Below are 24,925 nucleotides of genomic sequence, written 5' to 3' on the forward strand. Positions count from 1 at the left end.
ACATTTTCGACCGGCAAAACTCTAAAACTCCTCAATATTAATCAGCTTTGTCGTTGAAATATCATAAGGCAGAATAGAATTGGCAATCTGTTTAAATTTGTCCGAGCCGTCACTGACGTAAAATTCATATCGCGTGCCGTCATTATTCTTATGGTTGGTACAGATTAAATTCTTCTGTTCCAAGAGCTGCTTAAGCTCAAGCGCCGTCTCATAGGCGGGATTTACCAATGTGATGCCGTCTCCGGCTATTTTTCCTACCGTGGAGCGCAAAAGCGGATAATGGGTGCAGCCAAGAATAAGCGTGTCAATTCCGGATTCCTTTAGCTCACCTAAGTATCTTCGTGCCACTTCATCCGTCACGCTGTCCTTAATCCAGTTTTCTTCCACAAGCGGAACAAATAGGGGACATGCCTTTCCTATAACAGTCAGCTCAGAATTTTTTTTATGTATGTACGTGGAATAAATTCCGCTGTTAATCGTAGCTTCGGTTCCGATTACACCTATTTTTCCGTTGTTCGTTGTCTCGACTGCCACCTTAGCTCCTGCTTTTATCACACCGATAATCGGAATATCAAGTTCTGCTTCCACCGTGTCCAACGCATATGCACTCGCGGTATTACATGCCACAACAATCGCCTTCACCTGCTTTGTCTTCAGAAAACGGATAATCTGTCTGGAGTACCGGATGATTGTATCCTTCGACTTGCTTCCATAGGGAACTCTTGCCGTGTCTCCAAAATACACGATACGCTCATTCGGCATCTGGCGCATAATCTCTTTTGCCACCGTCAAACCGCCGACGCCGGAATCAAACACCCCGATTGGTGCATCATTTGTCTCTTCCTCTATTTTATGAATGATTGAACTCATTACTTCCTCCGCTGTCAATTTATACCTGACTAATTATTTAAAAATTTTAAATATTTAAATGAAACTTTTGTGTTGCTGCCCGACAAAAGCATTTTATACTCTTCGGGTGTAAGCATGCCTTCCAAAGTCTCTTTTACCTCATCATTTACCACCGCGTAGGTACCTTGCACAAAACAAAGGTTAGGGTACATGACACACCACCAGTTTCTGCCCTCTGCCTTGCCAAGCTTAATTCGCAAAGCATCATAATAGCCCGCCGGAAAAATGAGGCTGCCGTATTCCTTAATTGGAAAATAACAGTTTTCAAATTCCGCACTTACAGTATATTCATAGCCTTCTCGTTTCACAACCTCCGCGGCAAACTTTTCGATCTGATCCAGATTATTTTCCAGGACTGTACGGGTTGTCTCCAAATCCTCAGTTCCTGTCAAAAGAGTCTGCATATATTGCAAGGTCTCATTTTTTACCGTCAGCTTAAGCTGCTGCGCCTCGTCCGTGTCATTGTCCGCAATGACATGAAAGCGGATAATTTTATGTGCCAGTGAGCTTTGCAGCTCATCCTGTTTTTCTGCCTCTTCATATCCTGCTTTGCTTATGTACACTTGCCCCATTGCGCCTATTCCTATAACTGCTATTGCGAAAATAGCAATCCATTTTTTTATACGTTTCATTTCTGCAATACCTCCCAATCTAATATACCGGAAGTATTGACAGAGTTTTTAAAACTTATTCGTTGCTTTTAATACTTATGATAACCGCCATTTCCTGATTGTCAATATGGTTGCATATTGTGGTGGTTGCTCTTTCCTTGTCTTTGTTCTTCAGGCAGTCAATTAAAGCTTCATGCTCTTCCACAAGTCTCTTGTGGCTGCTGTAGTCCTTGATATACTCGATTCTATAACGATACATCTGCTCTCTCAGGTTATTCAGGATGAGAATCAGTCTTTCATTTCCCGTTGCATTATAAATAACATCATGGAAATTCACATCTGCTTCTGCAATTGTAGTCAATTCCTTGGAAACAATGGCAGATTTGAATTTTTCCAGAGACACTTCCAACTCATCTATCACCTCGTCCGAAACCTTGTCACAGGCAATCTGCATAGCAAGCTCCTCTAACGCTCTTCTGACTTCCAGCGTATCACGCAGACTTTTCTCTGAGATTTTAGCTACCTCTGCACCTTTTCTCGGCACCATTGTAACCAATCCCTCCAATTCGAGCTTACGGATTGCTTCTCTGATTGGCGTTCTGCTTACTCCGAGTCTCTGTGCCAGCTGGATTTCCATAAGGCGCTCTCCCGGAAGCAGCTCTCCCTTTAAAATAGCCTGTCTCAATGTATTAAATACCACATCTCTGAGTGGAAGATATTCGTTTATATTTACCTTTAATGTATCATTCATTTCCCTTACCTCCTGTTGTTGAATACGTTTGTCAAAAATGTTTGTTTGATCTGTCTGTTTGATTTTAATAATCCGTATGCCTTACGTGCTTTTTTATAATCATTAAAAATCCCAAACACGGTAGGTCCGCTTCCGCTCATCATAGCGTTTAAAGCACCATTGTCCCTCATAAACTGCTTGATTTCTTCTATGATGGGATATTCCGTTATGGTCACGTCCTCCAAAACGTTGCCCATCCTCTCAAGTACACCGTTTAAATCATTTTCCTCGATTGCCTGCACCATCCCATCGATATCCGGGTGCACTTTAATCTCATCTGCTTTCAAATTGCCGTATACAAACTTCGTAGAAACGCTGATACCCGGCTTTGCGATGAGTATATGACATTTTGGAAAAGGTTTTAAGGGGGTTAATTCCTCTCCGATTCCTTCTGCAAGCGCCGTCCCTCGCATAATGCAGTAGGGAACATCGGCACCGATTACCACAGAGCGTTCCATAAGCTGCTTTTTGCTTAATCCGAGCTTAAACAGCTTATTCACTCCCATTAAGGTTGCCGCGGCATCAGTGCTTCCGCCCGCCATTCCCGCCGCCACCGGAATATATTTCTCAAGATTAATGCTGACTCCCTGCTCGATATGAAATTCATCCAACAAAAGCTTCGCAGCCTTGTAGACCAGATTATTTTCATTGTTCGGCAAATAATATAGGTTTGTCTTTACCTTGATATCCTTCTCCTTTATTTTCTTAATGGAGATTTTATCATACAGGTTTATTGTCTGCATAATCATCCGTACTTCATGATAGCCGTCCTCCCGCTTTCGAACGACGTCAAGCCCCAGATTAATTTTGGCAAGTGCTTTTAGCTTTATTTGATCCATTGCTCTCCTCCAAATGCCCCATGACACTTTTATATTGTATTATGTATACATTATAAACACATTTTCTGTAAAATGCAATGTCTATTAAAAACTAATTCCATGCAAAAAAGTACTGATTTTTATTGAGAATCTATTTCTCTGAAAAATCAGTACTTGATCGTTATGATAAATTAAGATAAGTCGGCAGCGGTTATTCGTTTTTTTCTCTTGTAAGCTTTCGAATTTCTTTTTCATATTGTGGGTATTGTTTTAACAAATCATCTCTTTCAAACAATTCAAAATCTCGGTAATCAAAGCCCGGTGACACCATACAGCCCACCAAAGCAAATCCTTGCTTATTCATAGCTGAACCAAATATATAATCCTTTGGAACTAATACCTGAGGTGTTTCTCCCTTTTCCACGTCAAGTCCAAGCTCTTTTGTGATAAGTTCTCCCTTGGGGGTTATCATATATATGGTTAAAGAAGAACCTGCATGATAGTACCACATTTCATCTGACTTTAGTCTGTGAAAATTAGAGACTTCACCATCTCTAAGAAGAAAATAAATACTTGTCCATAGTTTTCGTACTTCCTGTCCCTCAAGATTATTTTCGCTCACGGGAATATTCTCGGATGAAGCCTCAATTTCTTTATAAAAGCCACCTTCTTGATGCGGAAGCATATTTAACTTTTGAACAAAATAATCTGCTGTATATATTTGCTTTTCCATGATATTCATATTATCACTACTCCTTTTTTTATTATCTTTAAAAAATTATATCCCTATCTCTCGCATCTTCTCCCCAATCTTTTTCATTCTTTCCTCCACATCCCTTCCGCTATACGGAGGCAGTTTCATTTCCGTCACAATTTTCCCGTCGCACATAAACAAAACACGCTGTGTTTGTGCCGCTATCTTTGCATCATGGGTTACGAGCATAACCGCCGTACCTTCCGAATTGATTTGGGAAAATATATCCATAATCTCCTGCGCAGATTTTGAGTTAAGCGCGCCCGTTGGCTCGTCGCCGAAGATGATTTTAGGGCTGTTCATCAGTGCCCGGCAAATCCCCGCACGCTGAAGCTGTCCTCCTGAAACCTGCGTAATTTCACGTTTTTCAAGCTCCGCGATACCGACTCTTTTCATAAGTACTCTTGCTTTTTCAGTGATTTCTGCGGCATTTTTTCGATTGCTTCGCATGGACAAAAGAATAATATTGTCAAGGATATTCAGGTTTTTCAGCAAAGTGGGCTGCTGGAAAACAAAACCCATTTTAGTCTTACGCATATCAGAACGCTCATTTTCTCCTAACTTTGCCAAGTCCTTGCCGTCAAAAAGGACGCTTCCGCCGTCAACGTCTTCCATTCCGCTTAGGGCGAACAGCAGCGTTGATTTTCCTGAACCGGAGGGTCCCATAACCGAGACGAACTCTCCCTCACTTATTTTAACACAAACTTCGTCAAGAACCTTGCACTTTTCATCGCCTTCGCCGAAAAATTTTACTATATTTTCACCGGTAATGATTTTTTTCATAAGCTACTCCTTTATATTTTCCCATATTTTTATCTGCTCTACATCAGATGTACCGGTAATTGCCGCAATAAGCACCGCACATACCATCATCAGCGGACAAAGCAGGTACGCTGAAAGAGGATTTACGGTAAACTGAAAGGAGGCGGCTCCAAACGAGGAGATAACCATACCCGCAAGCACCTCTCCAAGAGTGTTTGCCAGAAGTGTACCGGCGATAATCCCTACAAGCAAAACGGATATGGAACGGGAAGCATACTGTACTCTGATATCCGAGCTTGTAAAACCCAAGGCTTTCATTACGGCAATGGAATACCGGTCCTTTGCCACCAGCATTTTTATAAACAGCAATGTAATAAGAATCGTTATAATGAGCGCTGCCACAGTTGCTCCATAGGATGCCTTCTTTATGGAGTTTATCGTAGAACCGAATGTCTGCCAAATAAAGCCTTCCACCCCCGTAACCTTTGCAAATTCAAAGCTCTGCCCATATTCCGAAACCTTTTCGTTTATATAAGACGGCTCCAAAAGCTGTGCACACACAATGCACCACATAATGTCTGCCGAATTATCGGCAAAAACAGCCTTTGCAGTTTTGCCTCCGTTGGTGATGTCGGAGTAGATGCCGCATACCGTAAGCTGCCTTTCCTTCCCTTCGATTACAAGCGTAATGGCATCACCTATCTTTTTTCCCAGTTCATCGGCATTTATCATCGAAAGCGCAATTTCATTCTCTGCAATAGGCGCTCTGCCCTCGGCATATTTTATCGGGAACAAAGAATGGTCGCCAAGTTCAATTTTTATATTTTCTTCCAAGCCCTCCTGCGTCTTTGCTTGAAAGCTTTTTGTTGTAAATACGGCGTATTTTAAAATATCACTGTCACTTTCCATAACCCTTGCAATCTCAGCCGCTTTTTGGGGAATATCATCCGTCTGCTGTATGTCAAGGCGCATATCATAGCTTCCTATTCCCATATATAGGATGAAATCCTTTGAGGAAATGGTATTGTATAAATTTTGCGGAACAATAATGATAAAGGCTGAAAGCACAAGAACTGCAAGCATTGTGGCATACAACCTTTTTCTCGTCAGTACGTCTTGGATGCCAAGAAAAATATTGGTGTCAAACAACCTGTTTTTACTCAGACAAAAATTCCTCTTGCCTCCCTGCTCCTCCTGAACAACTCCAAAACGCATTGCCTGCGCGGCGGATATTTTTCGGAAACGTTTCAGCACTCTGCCCACATAGGCAAGAATCGCCGCAAATACCAACAGAACACCCATTATCCCAACCAATAAGGCCAAAAGAGAATTTCCGCTTTCTCCCATATAAAGCCGTATGTTTTCCAGAAGCATCCCTCGAAACAGAAACGAGAGCGCAAAGCCGCTTAGACAGCCTGCCAAGGAAATTGCTGCATATTTTGCAAAATAGAGCTTTTTTATATGGGAAAGACTCAGCCCTATTGCCTTCATAATTCCTATCTCCCGATAATCCTCTTCAATTTTTGCCATAAGCGTAAAGCGGATGCACATAAATGCCATTGCAACCACAAGTATGCTTACCAGAAGTATCACTGCAATCATCAGCCCGTCAGAGATTGCATTAATGGTTTTAAAAAGCGGATAGGTAATTGTCGGACCGTTTGCTTCAAGTCCGGCGGCGGTATAGGCGGTTTGGAAGGCATCAAGTTCAGACAGTTCCTTTAACCTAAACTCAATGAGATACTCTATGCTTCCCAAAGCTTTGATTTTTGTGTAATCATTTTCGCTGACAAGAAATCTTTTTGAGGAAGCCAGCAGGGAATTCATTTGGGAATCCCGCAAAAATCCGGCAATGACAAATTCCTGTTCTCCTACTGACACTTTGCCGCCTACCTTGGCAATGCCGTCCTTCCTATAGCTTACAGGTACATAAATTTCCCCGTCGGACACCTGAATCACCTTTCCGTCCAAATCAAGGAGATAATCGAAGGTTTCGCTTTGAATACAAAATCCGTTGTCCTGAACGCTGTCTGCAAGCGTGGTTTGGTCAAGCACAATACGGGCACCGTCCACATTCAGAAATTCCAACACCTGAAATTCGTCCACGTCGGGATTTTCCTGTGCAAAAGCCTCAAGCCGTCCAAAATCAATCGCACCGGAGTGCATCTGCATAAAATGCGGTGTTTCGGCTTTTGTCATCAATGTATCTATGGCACCAAAGAGATTTACAACAAGCACTGCCGCAAGCGATACAAGCATAGCGGCGGCGGCAATAAACAAAGTTATGGTCAGCGTGATAAGCCTGCTTTTCGAAATATCATTGCGAATGATTCTGTAATACATAAACCACCTCAACTTTCAAGATTTTTAACTGATTTTATATGATAAAGAATTACTGCTGCCACACATAACATTACTCCGGCAATCATAATAAGAAAGCCGGTGCCCCGCCCGCTTCCCGTACCGGTAATTTTTCCTACGGTGGAAGCAAGGCTTCCGTTATCCAGAAGCAAAGGAGTGAATATATAATCTGCAAGTACACCTGAAACCGCATATGCGGCAACATATCCGAGCTGGGAAATCACACCGATCAGCCCCCATGCTCTGCCTTGAAGTTCGTTTTCAATATTCGTGCGGATAAGAAAATCCATGCTTGTATTTGCAAAGGGAAGCATTGCAAAAAACAAAAATCCTGAAACGCCGATCAATACCGTACTTTCACGCAGCCCAAACACCGCCATAAATATTCCCGCACAGAAAAGGGAAAGAGAAAGTATTTTCACATAGCCTTTTTTAATCGAAAGAATTCCTATGATTACACTTGTCACCAGCATACCGGAAGCAGAAATTGTTTCAACGGTTCCCAATACGGAGCTGTTGGAAAAAGAAAGTATGAGCGGCATCGAAAGTGTCTGTATAAAGCCGAGGCAAAATGTGATTGCCGATGCCATCATGACAAGTACAAGCACACCTCTTTTTTCTGAAACGGCGCCCCATCCGTCCTTGAATTCGCGGATAAAGGATTTTGCCGCTTCAGATTTCTTTGAGGCTAGACCGCTTCGTACCACAAGAGTTGAGGCGACGGTTACAAAAAACGTACAGATATCGATTACAAGCAACAGCTTGATATCCGAAACAGCGAGTAAAAATCCCGCGATTATAGGGGAAATCAGATACTTCGCAGAACCTGCCACTTGAACGAGTCCGCTTGCCTTTGTGTACTGCTCCTTGGTGAGCAAATCCGTAATCGTCGCCTTGTATGCAGGCTCAAGCAACGATGAGAATATGGAGCTTATGGTAACTCCTACACAAATCTGCCATAGCTGGGCTTCCCCACGAAGCATACAAATTAAAATAAATACAAGCCCTGCCCCTGAAAGGCTGTCACCAAGCACCATAAGAAGTCTGCGGTCGTATCGGTCCGCAAGCACTCCTGCCACGGCGCTCAAAAGAAGTGACGGCATAAATGCCAGCAAGGTTACAAGTGCCATTGACGATACCCTTCCCGTCTGCTCAAACACATAGACCCCAAGTCCAAATGACGTAAGCCCGCTTCCTATTGCGGAAATAAATTCTCCTGACCACAGAAGAAGAAATTTTTGAAAGGATTTTCCTGAATTATTCATTGCCGCCTCCATTTTTACTGCCAAACATCTGCATAACGCCGGTAAGACTTCCGCTTTCCATACCAAGCAGCCTTTCCACGTTAAAGGTAAACGCACGGATACGGGTCATTCTTTCCTCTTCTGTCATTTCAACCGTACTATCATCAAAAATTGTATTCGAATATACCACCGCCATCTCCATACACTCGTAAGGAAACGGCGTATGAAACATCCCTTGCTCTATACCCTCTTTGATTATTTCAGTAAGTATGGGGGTAAGCCTGTTGATGATTACCCTCTGTATTTTTTGATGCATAAGAGCGTTTTGGGGCTTGTGGATGTGTTCAATGATTTCCTGACCGTTTCCCTCGCTTATATTCAATGCCATCACAACACGGACAATACGCTCATTTACCGGTATACTCTTATCCGCGGCAATGTCCTGCGCTGCGCCTAGAATACGGGCATTATACCGCTCAATCAGCGCATCCATAATATCTTCCTTAGACTTGAAATGATAATACAGCGTTCCCCTCGCAATTTTTACCTTTTCCAAAATATCATTTGTACTTGTGCCGTCAAAGCCTTTCTGACCGAACAGCTCATCTGCCGCATCAAGTATTTCATTTCTTCGTTCGTTTGCTTCTTTTACAACTCTCATGTTTACCTCTCCATTTTATAGACCGACTGTCTGTCGGTTATATAATATACTATACTGCGCCGCTCTTAAACTGTCAAGAGCGTACCGTAATTAAGGTTCTAAAATTTCCCAGAAAGCTTCCTAGTATAAAAAATATGCCGGTTCAGATGTTTTTGAACCGACATATTTTTGTCCCTGCTTGAAATACAATTCTCTTAATTTATTTAGTTATCTGTGGAGTTTCTCTGTCCAACCTGATATTCATCGTAATTTGCAAACATATGTGCAATCGTTCTTGGCTTTGTTCCGGTTAAAAGCTCAAAATCATTTGTGAACTCGCTCATTTTATCCAAGCGGATTGCTCTCGCAAATGTAACCATACCGTCACTGGAATAAGGAGCCGGTGAATCCTTTTCAAACTGTCCCTCCGTTGTTCTCGGAACCCCGATGGAGTCGAAGAAATGATATACGTCCTCCTCGGAAACATCATTTAGCACGACATTCATACCGGTCTTCTCATTTCCGATTGCAATAAATTCAGCTAAGGTCAAGGACTCCGGTCCGTTGATATTCAATATCCTCTTATGCATTTCCTCCTTGGTCAGTGCATAGGCTGCTGCAATTGCACAATCCTTTCTGGAAATATAGGACATTTTTCCGTCTCCCTGACAGCTTGCCATCGCACCGTTTGAGGTTAGATAGCTTGTAATCATGGCTTCCGCATATTGGGAATTTCTTAAGAATATGTAGTCCATTCCGATGCTCTGCACGTATTCCTCTGTAAATGCATGGTCGATTTTCTCAATACTTGGGTTTTGGGGATCTGTCGCATTGACAAGTGAGGTGTATACCACCTTTTTCACTCCTGCTGCCTTTGCCGCATCCACAGCATTTTTATGGGCAGTCTGGCGTTTTTCGCCAACAAAAGGAGCTGATATAACAAGTATCACATCTCCTCCCTCAAATGCTTTCTCAAGTCCCTCTCTATGATTGAAGTTTGCAACTCTTGTGTCAAAGCCTTCCTTTTTAAACTTCTCAAGCCCTGCTTCAAACGGGCAGGTCAAAATAAGTGACTCCTTGTCCACCAGCTTTGTGATTGTATCTACTACAAGTCCTCCAAAATTGCCGTCCACACCCGTAACAATAATTTTTGCCATTACGTTTCCTCCTTGTTAATTTTTTGTCATTCTTTATGGTTTTATCTTAATACACCTTACCATAAAAAAACAGAGGAGAAATTCTTATAAACATTATAAGTTTTTCTTATAGTGTTATCTGCCTGTAGTACTCTTTCGTTGCCTCCACGAAATCCTGCACAAACGGCTTGTTATTGCCCGCCAGATATCCCATACAAAAGTCGGCGTGATGATGCGTGTTATCGATGTCAAGCACCCACACTCCGTCCTCCTCACTCACAACCTCCCTGGAGGTCAGCCCAATGCCCTGATTAAACCGGACCGCGAGCAACAATTCCTCAAGCCCGTCCACCTCCTGCACGATATGAGGCGTCACACCGTCCTTTTTAAATGCCTCGATAAAATCAAAATAAAAGTTGTTTCCCATCTTTTTTGAAAAAGAAATAATCGGCTCGTTTGCAATTTCTGCTCCATCCACGGATTTTCTCTCCGCCCACGGATGCTCTGTCGAGCAAATCACACACACCTTATGCTTTAGAAGGTTGACAACCTCAATTTCCCCTTTGTCCCTGAAGTCATTCGTAATCCCGAAGGCAACGTCCAGCTTTTTTTCCTCCAGCAAGCTGATCCCGCTTTGAAAATTTATCTTTTTTACATCAATCTGAATTTCCTTGTACTTCTTTTTATAGATGTTCAAAATATAGGGCAGATGCCGTTTCTCCATAGGTCCCGTGATACCTATGCGAAGGGTGTTCTGACTTTTATTTCCTATATTTTGTACGTCTTTTACAAGCAATTCGTATTGTTCATACAATTTTTTACATTCTTTGTAATAAAACTTTCCCGCCTCCGTCAAAACGGGTCTGTACTTGCTCCGGTCAAACAGCTTGACTCCTAGCTCTGTCTCCAGCAAATCAATCTGCTGGCTGACCGCCGACTGTGACAGATAGAATTTCTTAGCTGCGGAGGAAAAACTCCCGTTTTCCGCCACACTGATAAAAAAAAGTATTTTGCGACTCAACATAACAGCACCTCATTATTATTTTCTCCTTGCACAATGCAATCCTTATCGTTATATTTTATACGACTTCATGAGAACTGTCCAGTTTTAGCCGTTTCTTAATTTTCCTGAATTAAGCGGAAATTAAAACCCAAACTTTAGCTGCGGCAAAACCAACTAAACTCTGTTGGCTTTACCGCAGCTATGATTTATGACTTTCTTCTATTCTTTATACACTCTTTATAATCAGTAAATTATCTCCTGCCTTGATGGTATCACTGCTCAAATCGTTTGCTTCTTTTATTCTATCCACAGTTGTGTAGTATTTTTTTGCAAGTTTCCACAGTGAGTCATCTTTTCTCACAACATATCCTACAATACCCGGCAATGCCTCCAGTTTTGCGTAATCAAGCGGCTCTTCTCTGACATCGGTTATGATGTTTTCTTCCATTTTATTTAAGACAAGCACATTCAGGTTTGCAACTGCTTTTATCTCTACTTCCTCGCTGTCCACCATGGATGTCGCCAATTGGTCTAAATCAGCCTTGATGTTATAAATGGAATTCTCGCCAATTCCTTTTGCCTCTACAATGTGGTTGAACGGAATCACACCTCGCATTACATTAAACGGCATGTTATCATCCGCTGTTATGTACAAAATTGCAACCTCAATCACGCCTTCCACGCTCACAGCGTCCTCGACTGCTATTGTCTCATCTATTTTTACATCGCCCGTTGTGTGGCAAATTTGCAAGATTCTTGATTGATTATTCGGAATTTTAAGTTTTTCAGCCACCCTTGTCTTTGCAAAATTTTTCACCACAAGCCCTTCAAAATTTCCGACCTGCGTTACCGGTGTAAGCTCCATATGAGGAGAATATACATCTTCAACGATGCTGACCTGATCCTCCTGATACAGCTTGATATCCAAATTCAGAGCGCCGTCGATATTGATAAGCCTCTGCTCGCCGTCATAGTCAGGCTTTGCCTCAATATCCATATGATCAACAGAAAGGTCGATATCGGCTATCATATCCTCCCTGCAATCACTGCAGTCAATCGTGCCGCCAAACGGAACAAGCGCCTCGACAAATTGGAGTGAGTGATCCTCATCCTCTCCCTTGTACAGTACAAACACAGCCAAATCTCCTTTTATAGAAATCCCCTGATCCATCAGCCGGGTTTCCACATTTCGAAGTTGCACGTTGGTCCATACAATTTCATATATATTAGGTTTATTTTGATTAATTGAAATTTCATCTTTAATTCGGAAAATATCCTTCTTGTTTACGGCTAGTTCCACAATATCCAGGCTCTTTTTCAAGTTTTGAACATCCTCACCGCCCACAACATCCACCGTCGTCTCCTCCGACACAAGCTGTTCGACGCATAAAATAAAGGTGACAATCGCTTTTACACTGATTTTTCTGGAGTTAATCATGGAAACATTAAAGTCCTCCGTCTCCCACCTTATCTTAATGCTGTCACCGTCCATCGCTCCTTCGATGTTAATCGTCTCTTCAAACGGAATCTCCCCCGATAAACTTTGGATTTTCTCATCGGAAGAATCGCTGACATACAGCACCTTAAACCGAAGCTTTCCTCTCACAAGGGCATGACCATCCGCCGCCTTTACCTCCGTAATGATAATTTCACTGGAATCCTGTATGATGTTTATCACGTCCGCCTTGCTGTCCGGCACATTATAGTCATCTTCCAACGTAACTTGGTTGACGGCTTTTCCTTTTAATCCGTTCATGTGTATGTTCTTCTTTACCAGTTCCAATATATCGCCTCCGCTTTCTTTATTCGTTTGAAAATAGCTTTCCCACTTATTTATATTTTCATTTTGCGGATTTTATAACATGTTTTTGAAAAAAAGGCAAAAATGTATCGGCACTGTGATATACTTAAGGAAGTTACACGACTAATACTGAGGTGATTAAATGAACGGCTCCGATGAAAAACGTTTATGTAAAAAATGCCTTCTGCTGGAATTTCCGGAGGGGGAATATTTTAAGCATTTATATGAATATATTGACAGTCTTGACGCAGACATCAAGGCAGACGAAACTGAGTACGACAGACGGCTTACAATCTGCGTGGAATGTCCTGATTATTTTCAGGGAATGTGCCGTGTATGCGGCTGCTTTGTGGAGCTTCGCGCGGTGATTGCGGAGAATGAGTGTGCTTCACCAAAGCATTTATGGTGAGCCGATTTTTAATCGCAAGATATTCCAATAATTTCCCAAAAATATATACGAACTTAAACAATTCCCTTTCCGCTTAGATCAGAAAGGGAATTATGTTGTCTTATATCACTTTAATCCAGAAAAATTCAAATTAGTTATAATTCCCGGCTTCAATTGCCTCTGTTTTTTCATCCAGAATTTCCTGATATCCTGCTTCCAGATACTCTTGGACAGCCTGCTCATAAACTGTGTCGAAATCTGCTTCCGATGCCATAACACATTTTACATAAAGTTCCTTCCACAAATCATTTAAGGTCGTCTTATACTCTGCAACACTTTCAATTACGACAGAATAAAGTGCATCTACTGTCATGTACTCCTTATAATCGTTATAATATTGATAGGCGTCCTCAATCAGATATTCATATCCGGTGGGTGCCCAATTTGCAAGATTTGCTTTGTAATTAAGCTCCTCCTTCTCATATTCTACCCCTTCCGTTACCAGACACCAATAATCTTTGTTGTTGTTTTGTGATAGCTTTGATTCCCCTGCAAAATCAGAATCTTTAACTGCCAGACCATCGGCATCCAATGTATAATTTTCGCCTTCCACACCATTTTGTAAAAAGAATAAGTTGTTTGTCTGGCTCATCCACTCTAAATAAAGCCAGATTGCTGCTCTTTCCTCATTTGATGTAGCTTGGTTGATTCCCATAATGATACCAAATGGCCAGTAAGCTCTTGATTGCGGCATTACACCCTCTGGTGAAAGCGCTGCCGGGTCCATTACCGCCAATTTAGCCTCAGGCTCATTTCCCAGTAAGCTGCTGATAACATCTGTACTGCTTGACAAATACAGCGTATATACACCGGATTTTCCTGATACAAAATCAGCCTTTGTAGAAGCCTCGTCTGTATTTAGGTAAAATTCAGGATTGATTAGCCCGTTGTTATACTGATAGTTTAAGTTCGCAAGATATTCATAAGTGGATTGCCACGGTAAAGCTGCCACCGAGAGATCAGAGTAAAGAGCTCTCTCCTTTTCATCAATCGGCCATTCACGGAACGGGTAGTCAAAGTTAAAGCTGTTTTGTATCAGATATCCACCCCCGTTGCCAAGCCCTGCCTCCTTCCACGCCTTTAATACCGCATTGTATTCTTCCAGACTATGAGGCATCTCCATGTTTACCTTATCCAGCCAGTCCTGACGTATCAGTCTTACACTATTATAGGCATCTGTGCGCCCTGCAAAAAATAAAGTCGGCTTGCCATCAACAGAGCCATATCTGGAAATTGTCTCTCCCATCTTATCAAAATAGGTCGGTGCATAATAAGCAATTTCTCCCAAATCAAGCTCCTGCATCGCTCCTTCCCCATAATATGCCAACGCCTGTGGCATATCGTAGTGGAAAATAATATCCGGCGCCGTTCCTGCCGCCAGCATTTGCGTGTAATCCGTCACTTCTGTTGTTCTGCCGATTGCGACAAAATCAACTGTTATATTGTACTTATCACCAAATTCTTTCTGTATCCAATTCGTGTAATAATTATCTGTCACATTCCAGCCCTCATATGCCCTGTCATAGACCGGAATTTGAATCGTGACATTTTCTGAAAACCCCTGCGAATAATCTATATATTCGCCCTCTTGCTTTTCTGCTTCCTTTGTTTGCGCTGTCCCGTCCGCTTCTTGGGATGCCTTTGCATTTTCCGCTGCATCTGTTGAAGCTGTTTCGTTTGCCTTGTTTCCACCGCAACCTGCCAGTGAAGCTGCCGCCATAGAGCATACTATGGAAAATGCCGCAGCCTTTCTTAAACTCCTTCTCATATACCTTTACCTCCTTAAAATAAATACCTTTTTATAGAAATAGGATTTTCCTATTTAACTATCCGCTCTATTCTTTTGCTCTTTTTCTCCCTGCAAACATACATTTTTCACCCTTATATTCGTTACATTGTCGCAAACCATCGGTATTTTTGCACTTAAATCAATATCCTCCAGGAAAATATTTCTGAGCTCATGCTCCGGAAGTCCGCAGATTTCCAATGCATTCTTTGCCCCCTGACCATAAATGTTTTTTAGATGGATATCTGAAAAATCTGACGGTTCCTCTGTCTTTGGTATTACTGTGCTGTATGGATAAAACATATTAATTTGAACTGCCTCCTCAGAGACATTGTTAATCTCAATATTCTCAAACCAGACATCCTTGACATAGCCGCCCCGTCCTCTCATTGACTTTAGGCGAATGCCCTGATTCGTTCCTTTAATTTTACAATCATATGCATAAACATTATGAACACCCCCAGACATTCCGCTGCCGATTACAATTCCTCCATGCCCTCCGTTCATCGTACAGTTGCGAATTACAATGTTTTCGCAAGGCTTTCCCACTCTCCAACCATCCTCATTCATGCCGGAGTTAATTGCAATGCAGTCATCTCCCGTGTTAAAGTAACAATCCTCTATCAGCACATTTTTACAAGAATCCGGATTTAAACCATCTGTGTTGTGCCCTTTTGACAGGACTGAGACACCTTTTACCGCCACATTCTCACAATAGACCGGATGAAGCATCCACTGCGGTCCGTCGATTATGGTAAAATCTTTTAGCTCCACTCCCTTACAATTTATAAATTGGATGAATGACGGCCGAAGCGCCGCCTCTTTCGTTCCGTAAACTCTTTTCTTGACCTCTATACCTCTGTGTTGTGCATAGCATAAATCATTTGCCGCTTCCTGCTGCACCCCTTTCCAGTGCCACCATGCCTCCCCGCCGCCATACAGCTTTCCTTTTCCGGTTATGGCGATATTCTCACATTCATTTGCATAAATCAGCGGGGAATAATTATAGCACTCGATTCCTTCCCAACGTGTAAACACGACCGGCAAGTAATCCGAAGCCTCCTCACTAAAACGAATTACGGTTCCTTCTTCAAGTTTAAGATGAATATCATTTGCCAAATGAATCGGGCCTGTTATCCAATTTCCTTCCTCAACCAAAACAGTACCGCCTCCCATATCTTTACAGACATTGACTGCTTTCTGGATTGCATGCTTGTCGTCTGATGCAGTTCTATATTCCAAAGCCCGTACTACATGCGGTGGAAATTCTGCGGGCTTAATTTGCTCCATTAAAAATGGTATCTTGTCATAATTTTCTTGCACTTGTCTTACCTCCTGCTCACTCTATCTCACTATTATACAGATAATATTAAATATATAATTCTTTGTTTTTCACCAAAACATTTCTAATATTCACTTTTTATGTTATAGTGATAAAAAGCTGCTGTTTGTTCCATAATGGCTTAGAGGAGAGATTCACTATGAATATACAAGAAATATCGTACTTGCACTCTGCTGTCAAAATTCCTTTACAGGAAAAATTTATCCTTCACAATCACCCTGACTATCATGAACTTATTTTTCTGCTTCAAGGTGATGTGACCTTCTGTGTGGAGGGCATTTTCTATCCTTTAAAGCCATATGACATTGTTTTTGCACAAAATAATGAGCTGCATCAGATTGTGTGCAACTCAATAACACCTTACGAGCGAATCGTCGTAAAAATTAATACTCATTTCTTTGAAAAATATCATTGTGAGGAGTTAAGCAGATTATTTACGGCGCGCAGTTTGGGACAACACAATCTGATTCCGCATATTTCTCATGCTCCCTATCATCTTGTCGAGCTATTTCAAAAAGTTGATTTCTATTTGGAAAATCAAAATGATATCGGGGCACTATGCGTTTTTACAGAAATCCTGACTTTGCTAAACAGGATATCTCCCTACTCTGCGCCTATTGGGAAAAGTCAAAAGAATATAAATGAGATTATAAATTTTATACATGAACACCGCAGTGAGCCAATCAGCCTCACCTCAATAGCAGACCATTTTTATCTTAACAAGCAATATCTGTGTAAGATATTTAAGGCTGCAACCGGCTATACTGTGAACCAGTATATTAACTTAAAACGCTATATGCTGGCAGAAGAATTGATAAAGCAAGGGGCATCAAAAACCGAAGCCGCTTTTGAAGCCGGCTTCGGTACTTATGCCACTTATTATAAGGTTCGTAAACTTTATGAAGGTTAGAAATATATGCCTTGCGCATTCTTGCGCCAAGCGCGTTATAATTACAGCTCCACACCCTTATCATTTAAAACAGATGTTAAAAATGCAAGTGCAAGTCCCTGTCCCCATCCCTGAATCCAGTCTTTTGGAATATTTCTATATCCGTCTCTGTCCTTCATGACAGCTGTTCCACCTGACACGTTGAGAACTCTTCCGTCCTCCGTAATATTGTCAAGTATGCCCTCCAAAGCCTTCTGTACATGCTTTGTGTGAAGAGGATTTTTGTTTGTCACCATCGCTGCCGCGATACCGGAGGACGCTGATACCTCCTCATAAGATTCCTCATCGTCCAGTATTGTTCTCCACAAACCGTTTTCCGTCTGTAACAGCTTAATTGCTCCAAGCTGATCTCTTAACGCACATTCAATATCCATATAAATCGGATACAGGTATGCCTGAGGGAGTCTTCTCTTCACCTGTGACATGGTATAAGCTGCCCAGCTGTTTGCTCTTCCCCAGTAAAAGCCTGACATATGGTCCTTGCTGATGTTGTTATAGCCGTGATACCAGAGACTTGTAGCTGGGTCCTGAAGATACTTAATATGCCAGTAATACTGGTTTAAGGCATCATCTATAATCTCTTTATCCTCCAGCTTAACGCCGACTCTTAACAGGAAGAAAGCCGCCATAAAGAGGGTATCTGCCCAAGCCTGCTCCGGAAAATCGTTTTTGATAGACACTGTATGTTGAAGCACGTTATCGCCGAAACGGAGTGCATGATTTCGAATGTAATCTACCTTGCTCATAACAAGGTCCCAATATTTTTCTTCGCCGGTTGCCTCGTAAAGTGTAATCATGGCATGTCCCATTGCACAAGTATTTACTGTCCAGTTCGGAAGTCCCAGTTCGATGTAATCGTCTGTCCATTTTTTCAGCATTTCAAGATATTCTTCGTTCTTTGTTGTCTCATAAGCTTCTGATACGCCATAGTACGCAACACCGCATGGCCATTCCCATGTCATATCCATTGTCATCGTCTTTTTTACAATTGCATCAATCGCCTGTAAAATCTGTTTTTCATCATAATTAATTTTAAACATATTTTCCTCCATTAAAGTTGCTTGTTAAGGTGAGGTCAAAGCGGATATTCGTAATCCGCTACGCTACTTACTCATAACCTTATTACCACTTCGTGGTATTTCAGTAGGTGCTTGAACACCTACTGAAACAAGCAAGTCGCACCCCCGCTTGAAGAAGCGGGGGACTTCCTTGATAAGGTTAAAACATTTCCCCTTCCATGGTAACATAGAAGGGGAAACATTAAAATGTTTTATCTTATACTAAATTAATTTAGATTAGTTGTAGTTTCCTGCTGCGATAGCTTCTGTCTTCTCATCAAGAATCTCCTGATATCCTGCTGCTAAGTAGTCTTCGCAAGCCTGCTTGTAAGTAGCTTCAAAGTCTGCCTCTGATGCCATAACGCATTTTACATAAAGCTCTTTCCATAAATCATTTAATGTTGTCTTGTACTCTGCAACACTTTCAACAACTACAGAATATAATGCATCTGGTGTCATATACTCTTTGTAATCATTGTAGTATTTGTAAGAATCTTCGATCAAGTACTCGTATCCTTCCGGAGCCCAGTTAGCAAGATTTGCTTTGTAGTTAAGCTCATCTTTGTCGTACTGTGCACTTTCTGTTACTAAAGCCCAATAATCTTTGTTGTTGTTCTGTGATAATGCTGATTCACCTGTGAAATCTGCATTCTTAACTGCTAATCCGTCAGCATCTAAAGTATAGTTATCACCTTCAACACCATTCTGTAAGAAGAATAAGTTGTCTGGCTGGCTCATCCACTCTAAGTACATCCAAATAGCTGCTCTTTCTTCATCAGAAGTTGTTGAGTTAATTCCCATGATAAAACCGAATGGCCAGTAAGCTCTTGTCTGAGGCATTGTTCCTTCTGGACTTCCTGCTGCTGTATCTAAAGCTGCTAATTTAGCATTTGGATCATTTGCTAATAAACTGCTGATAACATCAGTTGAGCTTGACAAGTATAAAGAATAAATTCCTGAAGCACCTGATACGAAATCAGCCTTTGTAGAAGCATCATCTGTATTTAAGTAGAATTCTGGATCAATTAAACCATTGTTATACTGATAGTTTAAGTTCTTTAAGTAATCATAAGTTGGCTGCCATGTGAATGCTGCTACAGAAAGGTCAGAGTAAAGAGCTCTGTCTTTCTCATCAATCGGCCATGTACGGAATGGATAGTCATAAGTAAAGTTGTTCTGAACTAAAGTTCCACCGCCGTTACCAAGTCCCGCGTCCTTCCAAGCTGTAAATACTGCATTTAATTCATCTAAGTTATGAGGCATTTCCATGTTAACTGCATCTAACCAGTCCTGGCGAATTAGCGTCACCCAGTTGTAAGCATCGCTTCTCTCGCCGAAGAAGAAAGTCGGTTTGTCTTCAACTGAACCATATTTTGCGATTGTCTCACCCATGTTTGCAAAATAGGTGGGTGCATAGTTTGCGATTTCGCCTAAGTCAAGTTCCTGCATAGCACCTTCGCTGTAGTATGCCAATGCCTGTGGCATGTCATAGTGGAAGATGATGTCCGGTGCAGTACCTGCTGCTAACATCTGTGTATAATCTGTTACTTCTGTTGATCTACCAATTGCTACAAATTCAACTGTTACGTTGTATTTGTCACCGAATTCTTTCTGAATCCACTGTGTATAGTAGTTGTCTGTTACGTTCCATCCCTCGAATGCTCTGTCATAAACAGGAATCTGAATGGTTACGTTCTCCGGAAAGCCCTGCGAATAATCTGCATAGTCACTTGCTGCCTCTGTTGTGTCAGTTGCCTCTGTGCTATCTGTGCCTTCTGTGGTCTCTGTTGTTTCTGTTGTGTCTGCTGCTTTGTCTGTTTTGCTTCCGCAGCCTGCGAGTGAACCAACAATCATAGCTCCTGCTAATGAAAGGGCTGCAACTCTTTTAAAAGTCTTTCTCATATACATTTACCTCCTTAAATTGTATACCTTTTTTTATAGGAATAGGCTTTGCCTAAATCACTATCTAAATTAACCCTTTACTGCACCAATCATAGTTCCTTGTACAAAGTACTTCTGAACAAACGGATAAACACATATAATCGGGATAGTTGCGAACATAATACAGGAAGCCTTTAATACCTCCGGATTTGTAAGCTGTGCGGAGCCTTCCACTGCCGCCTGAAAACTCTCCGTGGCCGCAACTACCAAATAGTAAAGCTTTAACTGAAGCGGTCTCAAATCGGTTCTCTGCTTAATATAGAACAATGCATCCTGATAAGCATTCCATCTGCCTACTGCATAGAACAAGGATAATGTTGCGATAATAGGCTTTGACAACGGTAATACGATACTCCACAAAATGCGGATCTGTCCTGCGCCGTCCAAATGTGCCGCTTCAATCAAGCTGTCTGATATGGAGCTTTGCAGTGAAGTTTTCATAATCAACAGGTTATATGGACTGAACGCAAGCGGTAAAATCATAGCTGCCCAACTGTCCAACAGCCCTAGCTGGTTCATCAGTAAGTATTCTGGAATGATACCACCCGCAAAATACATCGTAAACATGAAGAGAAATGTCAATACTGTTCTTCCCTTTAAATCTCTTCTGGAAAGAGGATAAGCTGCACATATCGTAATAATCATACCAAGTATTGTGAACAATACCGTTACTATGACTGATACATAAAGGGAACGAATAATACTTGCATCCGCAAAAATTTTCTTATAAGCAGAAAATGTAATTCCCTTTGGCAGTAAAACAATTTTATTTGCAATAACATATGCTTCGCTACTGATTGACTTTGATGCTACATGTATAAACGGCAGCACGCAGGTTAACGAAACAATCAATATAAATGCATATATAAGAATATCAATTCCTAAATTCTTAACTCGTGCCTGTGTCCAGGCTTTTTTCTTTTTTGGTAACATTACATTTGATGCTGAATCCATTCTAAAGCCTCCTTCTTATAGTAAGCCTTCTTCGCCGAGTCTCTTTGCAACCCAGTCAGCGGCCAATACTAATACTAATCCCACTATGGATTGGAATAAACCAATCGCAGTAGCTTCACTAAACTTACCGCTTGAAATACCAAGCTTATATACTAAGACCGGAATGGTCGTGGTAAATTCAGTTGTTGCAACGTTCATCAAGGCATATACACTTTCGAATGAACCACCCATAATCTTACCAAGGTTCATAATTAATAATGTAACGATAGTTCCTTTGATACAAGGCAATGTAACATTCATACATTTTGCCCATCTTCCTGCACCGTCCACGGTTGCTGCTTCATATAATTCTGTATCAACCGAGGTGATAGCGGCAAGATAAATAATTGTTCCCCATCCCATACTCTGCCATACGTTGATTGCTACATAAGTGATGAGCCAGTTTGTATCCTCCTGCAAAAACGGAATTCTTACTCCGCCGTTTGCTGCTATCAGGTTATTCACAATACCGCTTGCCTGACCAAAAATCTGGTATGCAATTGCACCGATAATAACGAAAGATAAAAAGTGTGGTAAATAAAGTAATGTCTGTGTTATTTTTTTGAAGTATTTGTTTTTAATTTCATTTAATAGTAACGCCAATATGATAGGCATCGGGAAACCAAATACTAATGTCAATCCGTTTAATAATAATGTATTTCTTACGGATTTTCCGAAATCCCTCATTGCAAAGACTTTTTCGAATACCTTCATTCCTACCCATTCGCTTCCTGCGAACCCTTTCAGAATTTTGTAGTCTTTAAATGCAATTACTAAGCCAACCATTGAACCATATTTAAAAATCAAAGCAAACGCTAGCGGAATCAATAATAGTAAGTACAGTTGCCAATCCTTTTTTAAATAGAATAAAGGACCGTGCTTCTTAGGACCAATCGGTGAAACTGTTTGTATATTGTTTTCACCTTTCACTGCTTTGGCAGATTTCATAACATATTCCTCCTATTTAATTTTCAATTTGTGTATTCGTTCACACTTTGAACATAGTCCCACTATACTGGTTTCCAAAAGCTTTGTAAATAATCATTTTTGATACACTGCATCATTTTTGACACACGAAAATCCCTTGATTTTAGCGGGTTTTCTATTTGTTAACTTTTTAACGAGTCTGATTTTTCACTCATTTTTATCCTATTTTTTCCGTTTTTATTATCAAAACTGATAGATGAAATCAAAAAAAGTGCCCATATAATTTATATTTTTTTACAAATCATATGGACACTTTTACAGTAACTGGAAGTCTATTGGTTGTTCTTATAATCACTTGGGGAAATGCCTTCATATTTCTTAAAAAACCGATTTACACTTTGTACGTTTCGATAACCTACTTCTATGGCTATCTGGGAGATATTCATATCCGAGTGAAGCAATAAACGCTTTACTTCCTCAATTCGAAGAATATTGACGTTGTCCATCAAACTTCTTCCGGTCTCTTCCCTCACAAGCTTTCTAAGATAAGAATAGCTGATACCTATTTTCTCCGCCAAATCCTCAAAAACAATATCTTCCTTATAGTGCTCATTGATATATTTGATAATCTGTTCCCAGTATTTGGTCTCGCTCTGTTCATCACTCTGCGTCGAATTCTCAATGATAGTCCGGTAAAGTATGGTTAAATACTCACCGATTTCCTCCAATGTATCAAATTCCGCGATGTTAGAGTAGATATTGCTATTATGCCCCATTAATATACTTGTATTCATATTATGTTCCGCCATATATTTTATCGTTGCTCCTGCAAGCTGGTTAAATATGAACACAATATTATCACTCGACATATTCGGGATGTTTCTTATTTCATCAATAATTACCTTTATCTCTGCTTCAATGCTCGTAATATCACCGCTGTTCAGGTAATTCAGTATCTTTTTCTCACTATTATAAGAATAATGATACTTTTTGTTCTCGTTGCTCTTGGATTTGTAGAAAATAATACTGTTTCTGCCTTCCACCAGTCTGTTTTTCACAGCCTCGGACGCCTCACTCGTACAGTCCTTAATCCCCTCGTAATCATTATGAACCGCGCTGACACCAATGGTAAGCGTTCCGCCCATAACCTGTGCCGCTTCATTTTTGATAATCGAAAGAACATTACCGACCGTTCGCGGTGTCTTACTGTTGTCATATTCCTTCATATTGATAATAATACCCAGCATTCCGCCGATATACCGGATACAGCTGACACAGTATCCCTCCGGAAACGCCTGCTCTATTTTCTCAAAAAGAACATAACGGTGATAACTTCTGATATCATGGTTGGTGTCGTGGAGATAGGACTTCATATTATCCGCAGAAGCAAGCGCCACCATATAATGGTTGTACGGAAACATCTTCTTAATCTCTTCCATTTCCGCTTCACTTGTCACCTCACCTATCATCAGATTGTGAAGTGCCAGATTTTTTGTCTCTTCCTCCCTCGCTCTTAGCAGCTTATGCAAATCCTCCTCCTGCTTTTGAATCTGAGAGAAGGTATTTGCGATAAATGCCAAATCGCTTCGGCTTTCGCCATAAGCGCTGCCCTCGCGGCTTCTCAATTCCTTGACCAACTGACGCATAGGCTTTGAAAACTTAGTCGCCACAAAAATAGCAAGCAGCGTTCCCAGGACAATAATGATAATGGTGAGCAGCGTATATCGCGTTCTCATCTCATTCGATTTTTCCATAAGCTTGTCAAGCGGATACTTGGCAACATAGGTCCAGTCATTAAATGAAGTTCTGTAATAGGTGTACAAAACCTTTTCCTTTTTGTCGCTCACATATTCAAAACCGGAATTTTTGCCGCTCTTTATCATGTTCTTGATATAATCATCATCACGCAGCTCTTGGAATAAGTTTTCCTTATTAATATCCGAAATAACAATTCCACTTTTATCAATGAGCATGCCTTCCATTTCTGTCCCGAAACGACTGGAATTCAAATACTTACATATTTCTGACTCTGATACATTGATTACAATCGTTCCCTTTGTTGATGTAACCAGCTTACTTAGGCGAAACACATAAGAAATTACCTCTATGTCACTCTCTTCTCCCGTCTCTACCTCATTTACCGCTCTGGACGTTGAAACTCTCGGATACCACACACCGCTCGGACCCGCTATCTGCTTTGTCGCATCCGTAAGCCAATCGATACTTTCATAGCTTTCCAGACGCACAACACCCTTATCCGTAGAAATGATGTAATCAGCATCGTCCAAATAAAAAAACGCTGAGCTGATTGCCCGATTATTATTCATAATTTCGTCGAGGGCATCACAAATTTCAAATGCCTTTGAAATACTTTCATAGTTATTGTTTAACTCTGCATATGTGTTTGTATTTCTCAATGCATTAAAAGTACTCCCCTTCACAATCTGTAAAACATTCCTTACCGTACTGTTTAAAATCTCCTCAATCAAATCACTGTTAGCTTCCAGCTTCGCCATCGCCGAGGATGCGATCTCCTCCTCCGAATACTCCAGCATACTTTTACTGCTATAGTACGTGACAATACTCGTCGGTATAACCAGCAGCAAAACCAGCAGCACGATAAGTTCAAAAAGAAACGGTACCTTCTTCATA

General features: G+C 41.1%; 21 protein-coding genes. 2 read left to right on the forward strand and 19 right to left on the reverse strand.

Going from position 1 to position 24,925, the window contains the following annotated elements:
• Positions 1-21: 21 nt before the first annotated feature.
• The 12 genes from murI to CTY48_RS15080 all read right to left on the reverse strand — a co-directional run bounded on the left by murI (position 22) and on the right by CTY48_RS15080 (position 12,811).
• Positions 22-870, reverse strand: a complete 849-nt coding sequence (gene murI, locus CTY48_RS15025; protein WP_099469279.1) for a glutamate racemase — start codon at positions 868-870, stop codon at positions 22-24.
• A 29-nt stretch (positions 871-899) separates the two neighbouring features.
• Positions 900-1,541 (reverse strand): stage II sporulation protein R, encoded by a 642-nt coding sequence (gene spoIIR, locus CTY48_RS15030; protein WP_099469280.1) that lies wholly within the window; start codon positions 1,539-1,541, stop codon positions 900-902.
• Positions 1,542-1,596: 55 nt separating this feature from the next.
• A complete protein-coding gene (locus CTY48_RS15035) occupies positions 1,597-2,271 on the reverse strand; it encodes a GntR family transcriptional regulator (RefSeq protein WP_099469281.1) in 675 nt (224 codons plus the stop codon).
• A gap of 5 nt (positions 2,272-2,276) precedes the next feature.
• Entirely contained in the window at positions 2,277-3,149 is an 873-nt protein-coding gene (ispE, locus tag CTY48_RS15040) for a 4-(cytidine 5'-diphospho)-2-C-methyl-D-erythritol kinase (RefSeq protein ID WP_099469282.1), read from the reverse strand.
• A 190-nt stretch (positions 3,150-3,339) separates the two neighbouring features.
• A complete protein-coding gene (locus CTY48_RS15045) occupies positions 3,340-3,870 on the reverse strand; it encodes a cupin domain-containing protein (protein WP_331463186.1) in 531 nt (176 codons plus the stop codon).
• Between the two features lie 36 nt (positions 3,871-3,906).
• Entirely contained in the window at positions 3,907-4,665 is a 759-nt protein-coding gene (locus CTY48_RS15050; protein WP_099469283.1) for an ABC transporter ATP-binding protein, read from the reverse strand.
• A gap of 3 nt (positions 4,666-4,668) precedes the next feature.
• Complete coding sequence (locus CTY48_RS15055; protein WP_099469284.1) at positions 4,669-6,987, reverse strand: ABC transporter permease; 2,319 nt, start codon at positions 6,985-6,987, stop codon at positions 4,669-4,671.
• 8 nt (positions 6,988-6,995) lie between these two features.
• Positions 6,996-8,270, reverse strand: coding sequence for an MFS transporter (locus CTY48_RS15060; protein ID WP_099469285.1), 1,275 nt, complete (start codon positions 8,268-8,270; stop codon positions 6,996-6,998).
• The gene (locus tag CTY48_RS15065) at positions 8,263-8,910 is read right to left on the reverse strand and encodes a TetR/AcrR family transcriptional regulator (protein WP_099469286.1); all 648 of its coding nucleotides are present in this window, start codon (positions 8,908-8,910) and stop codon (positions 8,263-8,265) included. The genes CTY48_RS15060 and CTY48_RS15065 overlap by 8 nt, the downstream gene beginning before the upstream one ends.
• Positions 8,911-9,113: 203 nt before the next feature.
• Positions 9,114-10,046, reverse strand: a complete 933-nt coding sequence (locus CTY48_RS15070) for an NmrA family NAD(P)-binding protein (protein ID WP_099469287.1) — start codon at positions 10,044-10,046, stop codon at positions 9,114-9,116.
• A 106-nt stretch (positions 10,047-10,152) separates the two neighbouring features.
• On the reverse strand, positions 10,153-11,049 hold the full coding sequence (locus tag CTY48_RS15075; protein WP_099469288.1) for a LysR family transcriptional regulator: 897 nt from the start codon (positions 11,047-11,049) through the stop codon (positions 10,153-10,155).
• A 205-nt stretch (positions 11,050-11,254) separates the two neighbouring features.
• On the reverse strand, positions 11,255-12,811 hold the full coding sequence (locus CTY48_RS15080) for a DUF3794 and LysM peptidoglycan-binding domain-containing protein (protein WP_099469289.1): 1,557 nt from the start codon (positions 12,809-12,811) through the stop codon (positions 11,255-11,257).
• 160 nt (positions 12,812-12,971) lie between these two features.
• Between CTY48_RS15080 and CTY48_RS15085 the strand changes: the two genes are divergently transcribed.
• Positions 12,972-13,238 (forward strand): DUF6171 family protein, encoded by a 267-nt coding sequence (locus CTY48_RS15085; RefSeq protein WP_180272743.1) that lies wholly within the window; start codon positions 12,972-12,974, stop codon positions 13,236-13,238.
• Between the two features lie 130 nt (positions 13,239-13,368).
• Here the strand turns inward: CTY48_RS15085 and CTY48_RS15090 are convergent, their stop codons facing one another.
• Complete coding sequence (locus tag CTY48_RS15090; RefSeq protein WP_099469290.1) at positions 13,369-15,045, reverse strand: type 2 periplasmic-binding domain-containing protein; 1,677 nt, start codon at positions 15,043-15,045, stop codon at positions 13,369-13,371.
• A 54-nt stretch (positions 15,046-15,099) separates the two neighbouring features.
• On the reverse strand, positions 15,100-16,386 hold the full coding sequence (locus CTY48_RS15095) for a glycoside hydrolase family 28 protein (protein WP_099469291.1): 1,287 nt from the start codon (positions 16,384-16,386) through the stop codon (positions 15,100-15,102).
• A gap of 158 nt (positions 16,387-16,544) precedes the next feature.
• On the opposite strand from CTY48_RS15095, the gene CTY48_RS15100 reads away from it, so the two are divergent.
• A complete protein-coding gene (locus tag CTY48_RS15100; RefSeq protein WP_099469292.1) occupies positions 16,545-17,315 on the forward strand; it encodes an AraC family transcriptional regulator in 771 nt (256 codons plus the stop codon).
• Between the two features lie 41 nt (positions 17,316-17,356).
• On the opposite strand, the gene CTY48_RS15105 is transcribed toward CTY48_RS15100, so the two are convergent.
• The 5 genes from CTY48_RS15105 to CTY48_RS15125 form a co-directional block, all read right to left on the reverse strand.
• Positions 17,357-18,394, reverse strand: a complete 1,038-nt coding sequence (locus CTY48_RS15105) for a glycoside hydrolase family 88/105 protein (protein ID WP_099469293.1) — start codon at positions 18,392-18,394, stop codon at positions 17,357-17,359.
• A 255-nt stretch (positions 18,395-18,649) separates the two neighbouring features.
• Positions 18,650-20,314 (reverse strand): type 2 periplasmic-binding domain-containing protein, encoded by a 1,665-nt coding sequence (locus CTY48_RS15110; protein WP_099469294.1) that lies wholly within the window; start codon positions 20,312-20,314, stop codon positions 18,650-18,652.
• Positions 20,315-20,383: 69 nt separating this feature from the next.
• Positions 20,384-21,307, reverse strand: coding sequence for a carbohydrate ABC transporter permease (locus CTY48_RS15115; RefSeq protein ID WP_236354960.1), 924 nt, complete (start codon positions 21,305-21,307; stop codon positions 20,384-20,386).
• A gap of 15 nt (positions 21,308-21,322) precedes the next feature.
• A complete protein-coding gene (locus CTY48_RS15120) occupies positions 21,323-22,294 on the reverse strand; it encodes an ABC transporter permease (RefSeq protein ID WP_099469295.1) in 972 nt (323 codons plus the stop codon).
• 311 nt (positions 22,295-22,605) lie between these two features.
• Positions 22,606-24,924, reverse strand: a complete 2,319-nt coding sequence (locus CTY48_RS15125; RefSeq protein ID WP_099469296.1) for an AraC family transcriptional regulator — start codon at positions 24,922-24,924, stop codon at positions 22,606-22,608.
• Position 24,925: the final 1 nt, after the last annotated feature.

This window comes from Konateibacter massiliensis, assembly GCF_900184995.1.
GTDB lineage: Bacteria > Bacillota > Clostridia > Lachnospirales > Lachnospiraceae > Lachnotalea > Lachnotalea massiliensis.